This is a genomic window from Acinetobacter sp. S54, assembly GCF_016624945.1.
Lineage (GTDB): Bacteria > Pseudomonadota > Gammaproteobacteria > Pseudomonadales > Moraxellaceae > Acinetobacter.
In genome coordinates, this window is sequence record NZ_JACVUI010000021.1 from 25,613 (window position 1) to 32,134 (window position 6,522).

The 6,522-nt window shown below is 36.5% G+C and carries 6 protein-coding genes; all 6 read right to left on the reverse strand.

The window, feature by feature from the left end; translation table 11 throughout:
- Window positions 1–37: 37 nt before the first annotated feature.
- The 6 genes from IAE20_RS16395 to IAE20_RS16420 all read right to left on the reverse strand — a co-directional run bounded on the left by IAE20_RS16395 (window position 38) and on the right by IAE20_RS16420 (window position 6,156).
- Window positions 38–997, reverse strand: coding sequence for a TerC family protein (locus IAE20_RS16395; RefSeq protein WP_200482910.1), 960 nt, complete (start codon window positions 995–997; stop codon window positions 38–40).
- Window positions 998–1,300: 303 nt separating this feature from the next.
- Window positions 1,301–1,897, reverse strand: a complete 597-nt coding sequence (locus IAE20_RS16400; protein ID WP_200482911.1) for an undecaprenyl-diphosphatase — start codon at window positions 1,895–1,897, stop codon at window positions 1,301–1,303.
- A gap of 145 nt (window positions 1,898–2,042) precedes the next feature.
- A complete protein-coding gene (locus tag IAE20_RS16405) occupies window positions 2,043–2,450 on the reverse strand; it encodes a hypothetical protein (RefSeq protein ID WP_200461694.1) in 408 nt (135 codons plus the stop codon).
- Window positions 2,451–2,461: 11 nt separating this feature from the next.
- Window positions 2,462–4,750 (reverse strand): fimbria/pilus outer membrane usher protein, encoded by a 2,289-nt coding sequence (locus IAE20_RS16410; protein WP_200482912.1) that lies wholly within the window; start codon window positions 4,748–4,750, stop codon window positions 2,462–2,464.
- A gap of 5 nt (window positions 4,751–4,755) precedes the next feature.
- A complete protein-coding gene (locus IAE20_RS16415; protein WP_200461696.1) occupies window positions 4,756–5,472 on the reverse strand; it encodes a molecular chaperone in 717 nt (238 codons plus the stop codon).
- A 138-nt stretch (window positions 5,473–5,610) separates the two neighbouring features.
- Window positions 5,611–6,156, reverse strand: coding sequence for a hypothetical protein (locus IAE20_RS16420; RefSeq protein WP_200482913.1), 546 nt, complete (start codon window positions 6,154–6,156; stop codon window positions 5,611–5,613).
- Window positions 6,157–6,522 lie beyond the last annotated feature (366 nt).

Genomic DNA, 6,522 nt, shown 5'->3' on the forward strand with positions numbered 1-6,522 from the left:
CCATGAGGATAAAAGGGCCAAATGAGGGAAAATCAGTTTAAGATTGAGCCTGTTTTTTATTATGTCGAATCGATAACCAAGCGGTAAAGCCCAATACCAAAACAATAAAACTCAATGAAATCCAGATTGGCATATGGAATACATCCAGCAATAGCATTTTAAAGCCAATAAACAGAAGAATAATCCCTAAACCATAAGGTAGGTAATGCATTTTAGACGCCGTACCTGCCAATAAAAAGAACATAGCACGTAAACCCAAAATCGCCATGAGGTTAGCAGTGAGCACAATAAACGGATCGGTTGTCACTGCAAAGATTGCTGGGATAGAATCTACCGCAAAGATTACATCTGAGAACTCGACCAAAATCAGCACGATAAATAAAGGGGTTGCCCAAAGTACACCTTGCTCTTTGACAAAAAAACGATCCCCTTTAAATGTAGGAGTGATGCGCATATGTTTACGTAGCCATTTTAGAAGTGCCATCTCTTCAATATTGGGATTTTCTTCGCCTTGACCTTTCAAAAATTTAAAGCCTGTGTAGACTAAAAAGGCACCAAAGATGTACAAAATCCACGAAAATTCCTGAACAAACCATGCACCAACAAAAATAAAAATTGTTCTTAAAACGATAGCGCCGAGTACGCCATACAGTAGAATTTTACGCTGTAACGAAGGTGGAATTGCAAAAGCAGCAAAAATCATCAGCCAGACAAAGACATTGTCAATTGCTAAAGATTTTTCCAGTAAATAACCAGCGAGATATTCCATGGTTTTTTGATTGGCTATGGCGAGCCCTACAGTTTGTTGTAGGTATAACCATAATCCTCCCGCAAATAGCATGGCGACAGTCACCCATGCCACGCTCCATGCCAATGCCTGTTTAATTGGCACAGATTGATCTTTTTTTTGTTTAAAGCCAAGAAAGTCGATCAATAGCATCGCAAATACGATGCCAAAGAAGACCAAATAGAGCCAAATATTACCGATAGAGTCCATCAATCTCTCCACATCTGGCAATCGGCCACAAAAAAACCTTGACCTGTTGCCAGATGAATATAAAAACATCTGTATCAACATGATCAAGGTCTTGCCTACATCAAACTATATTTGATGCTCAGATACCGACTTTTTGCAAAGTGTATTGACGATATCTGACACGTTGTAAAAATACTATTTAAGTACAACGTTTGGAGGAGGCTACTCCCCTTGTCTATATAATTAGGTTTTGGATTAAATCCAAATCTGCCCTAGCATCGCATATTTGTATTATTTGCGCAAATAATATCTGTTTTATGCTTTTTATTTTAAAAGCCCTTTATTGAGTAAAGGTCGAAACATACTTTGATAAATCACAAGAAAAAACTTTAATAAAATTTGACCAAAACGTTGCCAGAAAATTTGACCAAATACATTCACCAAAAAGGCAATTGAAAATGCACCCAACATATCCAGTGGAAAATGTACTCCTAAATAGACTCGTGACCATGCGACAGCAATTGCTGAGAGGAGGAAAATAGCGCTGGCTATAAATCGCTTTGCAAATAAATAAGAAAAACCAATGGTGCTAAAAATGAGCATATGGTTACTGGGAAAAGAAGCGGATGGACGATGTTCAATCAGGGTGCGCCCGATCTCCATCACGAAAGGACGTGGATGGTAGTAAAATAAAGAAATGAAGTAACCGATGCATAACGCAAATGTGGTAAGCGTTACGGCGCGAATAGCACGTTCTTTTAATGCCTGATCACCATAACACCATAAAAATAATAAAAAGGCGAACAATACATATAACAGGTCGTTAGCAATAAAAATTGCAAATTCTATGATGAAGTGACTCGCATGGGCAGACGCATTAAGTTCATTGAATAACGTCAGATTGATTGTTTCAAAAGACATCCTTGCTTCACCGTCAAAAAATGAAAGCAAGGAGTATGACCAAGATTAAAATACATTTCAAAATAACCTGTGTTGGGTTGATGAATCATTATCCAAAAATAAAAATGTGAGTGTCGTTCATAGATATACTCACTTATTTTTGAGCTTAAAACGATAAATTAACATACACCATATCACGATAGGTGCCCGCAGGAACTTGGATAGATGGACGATCTTCTAGCCTTACGGAAATGATGTATCTGTTATCTTTATGGGTATTGGCGGTCAGTGGTACATTCCATAAATTATCTACCGGTCCTGCGATCGCTAATCGTGTTCTTAGTTTATAGGGACCGTTGGTAACAAAACTTGAGCCGTCGGTACTACGCAAATTCATACTGCTAAAACGAATGGTGTAGGCGCTGTCACAGTTCACGTGAAATGAAGTTGCCGCCTGACTTTGATAGTAACTGCCTAAACGCATGCGTGGTTCAGTAATTTGTCCCATCGAACATTGACCTGCATAAACGCTGCTTAAAGCACAATATGCAATGATGCCAAGTAATATTTTCATTGTCCTTCTCCTTATTTACAAGTCAACTCAATGACTTGACTGGATGTGGTGGTCTGGGTTTTTTCTGGAATTTGTAATTGGCTATGGCATGCTTTATCCCCTTGTGTGCTGAGTTGATAGGTTTTTGGTAAAAGTCCATACAGATAAACATTGCCTTGTTGGTCTACTGGGTAAACCTGATCAGTATTTTGATCCAGATAAACAGGAGTCGCCCGTGCCAATAAATTTCCATTTTTATCACGTAATTTGACGATAACTTGTTGAGTGTGAATCACTGGGAAATCTATGTAATAGCCGCGTTGGTTGAGTGCGACCATTTTTTTGGAAGAATAATCAATTTTATCTTCAATCGGCAGTTGATCCTGATCAAACGATAAATCATAGGAAATATAAGGCAAAATATCGTGAATAAAGAAATAGCCATTTTTATTGGTACGGCCAACAGGAGATAAAGAACGCATGACATCGACATCTTTATAATCGCCGACTTTTACCAATGCAAATGCGCTATCGACAGATTTGGTCATACTGACTTGATTATTGAGCCAGACCAGTGCACCACGATAAGACACCCGTGAATCATAAGAATCAGAATTTTGTGTATGTTGTAAAGTTAGATCGCCGACATCAGTTTTAAGTAAACCAAATCCATTATAAGTCATGTTTCCATCATGGCGTTCGGCACCCACTGAATAGTCAAAGCCAGTCTGTTCAGGAGAGCTTTTTGCAAAGGTTAAACGTGTATCCCCGTCTGTTGTTTGATCCAGATAAGTGTTTTTATTGTCATCCCAATTAAAAATAAGAGAGAAAAAAGCACCAGAGTCATTAAAATCACCAAAATCCTTGAAATAGGAGGCGGTAAAAGAGAGGCGTCTGGAAAAGCTTTTTGAGATTCCGACAGTTAATAATTTTGAATTATTTCTGGGTACTTCATCATCGGGATAATAGCGCCGTTCAACGTAGTTTAAATTTACGCTGTTTACGTAAGGGACTTTAAAAAAGGATAAGTACGCCAGAGAATCGATACGTGGATTTCTAAAGTCCTGAGTATAGCCCAGTGATTGATAATCTTGCGATGAATAGCGACTGCTGAGCCCCATTGAAAAACTATTAAAACTATTACTTACAGAAGCACCAACCGAATAACCATCGTCTCCATAAGCAGAACTGCCTGCTGCGTTAACATCCAGTAAGGCGTAGCGTCCTAATGATTGGGTCCACATCAATCCCAGATTTTTTACATCATCACTATATGAAGCGTTAAAACCGAGTGTGGTATTTGTGGTAAAGCCTCGGCGAAAATACACATTCGTGAAAAAATCACGATAATCATTGCTATCATAATCATAGTTGAAGCGTAATTTACCTACAGAAACGTTATATTCATTTAAATCAACTTTCAGTAAACGGTTGTTAATCAAAACAGGAAAGTTTTGTACAGAACGATTTCCCAAAATATCTTCAACCACAATTTGAGCATTGCCAGATTGTTGAATATTTGCGCCCGTCTGCAAGGTATAATCACCGGGAGTAACGTTTTGTCGATAAATACTTACCCCATTGATATATAAGTCAATGGTCGATGGAACTATGGCACTCCCCCGAAGAATCGGAGTATTCCAGTAAATGAAATCGGAACGCTCACTAAAATTAGTCCCAAAGCTGATACCGCCGAAACGGAATGAATCGATCAGTGAATTATAAATGCTGGTATTATCCCCTAACGTTAATCTTGTAAAATGTTGAGGAAAATCAATACTCAGAGAACTATTTAAACGAATCACTCCTGTACTATCATCATTGGCATCATTTTTACGGTAAATCAATGAATTATTTAATAACCAGTAATCCTTGAAAATACCCAGCTCATAAAAATTATTAAACTCATAGCCATGATCAAATTTGTCATAAAAGAAATCGTAATTGAGAAATGCCCCTAAAGAAGCTCTATCGGGTTGTAACATCGTATTTTGATTGGAATAACCCAGAAAATATTCTGCAGGAAAATCAATTTTGAGTGATTGGCTGGCATTATCAAAACTGGCATGTATTTGATCATTGCTCACCAGACAGTATTCTTCTCTAGTGGGATGTTTTTGTAATAAAAATACTTTTAAATTGAGAGAATTAAGAATCTGGCATTCGACATAGTATTGATGATCCTGCTGTAAAACCAATGCCTCTGTATTGCGATCCAGTCCATTGATCCACAGATTGGAGAGAATAATATTGTCCGCAGCGTGTACATGAGTCAAAGCACATATCAAGCAGATATGTGCAGAAAGGGTCGACATTTTCATAGCAATCACTCCTTAAGACTATATTCATAAGGCTGATCTTGCTTGTCGGTCAGAACGAGAAGTTTATATTGGTTTGAGTGCGGAAGATTGATTTGTTCAAAGTTAAAGTCGTGCGCTGTGTTTGGCAGTAAATATTTCATTTGGCTTAAGTTTGCAACTTCTTTCTTTGAAGCATCGACTAAGGTTAATTTTAAAATTTGCACATGTGATGGCGAATTATTTTTGATATTGACGATCAGATTATTATTGATTGTTTTAGGTACGACATTGATATTGACTGGATTGAGTTTACCCACAAATAAAGGCACAGAAATATTAAATAAAAATGTAACAGAATCGGTGTCAACAGGAGGCGCTACTTCCTGAAAAATAATACGCCAGGTTTTTTCATCATTGTTGGTGATACCGGCTAAAGGCTGATTGAATCCAACACGGATGACCTGTTTTGAATTTGGGGCAATAATAAAGTTTTTGGGGTTAATAATGATATTGGGATCGGGTTCATAGACATCTTCTCCTTTTTCATTTTGAGACCATTTGACTGCGGTTGCTTCAAACGTTTTAGTGTCCTCCATGTCTTTTGAGTCCATTGTAACCGTTGCACTACGCTGTTTAGTTTTATCGGTAATATAAAGTTGGATTGGACTAATAGATAAACCAGCCCATACCATATGGATATACCCAAATAAACCAAGCATTAATATAAGTAGTTTTTTTTTCATAACCCACCCGCATATTATTTATTTGTAATTAACTTATGTATTTAACGTGATTTCTTATAATGTTATTTAGTTTGGAGCGATGAAGTTGGCTCCATTTCTAGAATAGAACCAACTTAATAAAATAGCAAATAAAACAGATTAGAAGTAAACTGAAATATTATATTTATCAGTATAAGTTCCAGCTGGTTTACTAATACCTAAAGAACCTGATGTTTGTACCGTGATACTATAATCATTAAGTGATGAAGTGCCCGCAGTCATTGGTTCATTATATTTGATTGAGCCAAGGTTAACGTTATTGGAACCACGTTTAGTCGTGACTGTAGTCGGAATAGAATACGTTCCATATTTTAATGCAGAGTTATTGGTTCCTGATGTGCGATTATCTGTATCGACCAATAGATTATACGCCGCATTGGCGCCAACGCTAAAACCACCAGTACCTGTACCGGTTGAGCTATTTAGGGTGATTTTTGTAGTTACGTTTTTAAGTTCACATACTTTAGGAATTGTAATTTCAATGGGGATAGATTTACTACCGCAGAGTTCTGTACACCCTTCTGGGTATTGTGGACTACCTCCACCACCACCGAAACTATTTGTTTCGACATCAGCCGCATGAGCGATACCAACTACTCCACCAAAAGCCATGACTGATAATATTGTTTTTACAAGCTTGTTCATAACTTATCTCCCATCTTTTATTATTAAGATGCTGTTTGTTATTTATAAATTTACAATGATGAAATCCAGATTCTAAAAATAATCTTAGCTTCATAATCGCACTTTAATCTTATGTTAATCACAGTAATAAACAATAATGTGACACGTTTCACAAAAATTAAAATTATTAAACATTTATTTATCTTTAAGTGATTGTTATTTATATTTTTTAAATTTTTTATCCAAGACCTTTAATTTTTTAAAAAAGGTTATAAGTTTATTTAGAAAAAATAGTATATTTTTCATTTAAATAAAAATTAATTTAAAAAAAAAACCAGGACTCTATATGAGTCCTCTTTTCATTTTAGTTGGTTCTCATCACATTTA

Bases quoted from the DNA above. Each gene is read 5' to 3' on its own strand.
- IAE20_RS16395 (WP_200482910.1), bottom strand. From the start codon at position 997: ATGGACTCTATCGGTAATATTTGGCTCTATTTGGTCTTCTTTGGCATC.
- IAE20_RS16400 (WP_200482911.1), bottom strand. From the start codon at position 1,897: ATGTCTTTTGAAACAATCAATCTGACGTTATTCAATGAACTTAATGCG.
- IAE20_RS16405 (WP_200461694.1), bottom strand. From the start codon at position 2,450: ATGAAAATATTACTTGGCATCATTGCATATTGTGCTTTAAGCAGCGTT.
- IAE20_RS16410 (WP_200482912.1), bottom strand. From the start codon at position 4,750: ATGAAAATGTCGACCCTTTCTGCACATATCTGCTTGATATGTGCTTTG.
- IAE20_RS16415 (WP_200461696.1), bottom strand. From the start codon at position 5,472: ATGAAAAAAAAACTACTTATATTAATGCTTGGTTTATTTGGGTATATC.
- IAE20_RS16420 (WP_200482913.1), bottom strand. From the start codon at position 6,156: ATGAACAAGCTTGTAAAAACAATATTATCAGTCATGGCTTTTGGTGGA.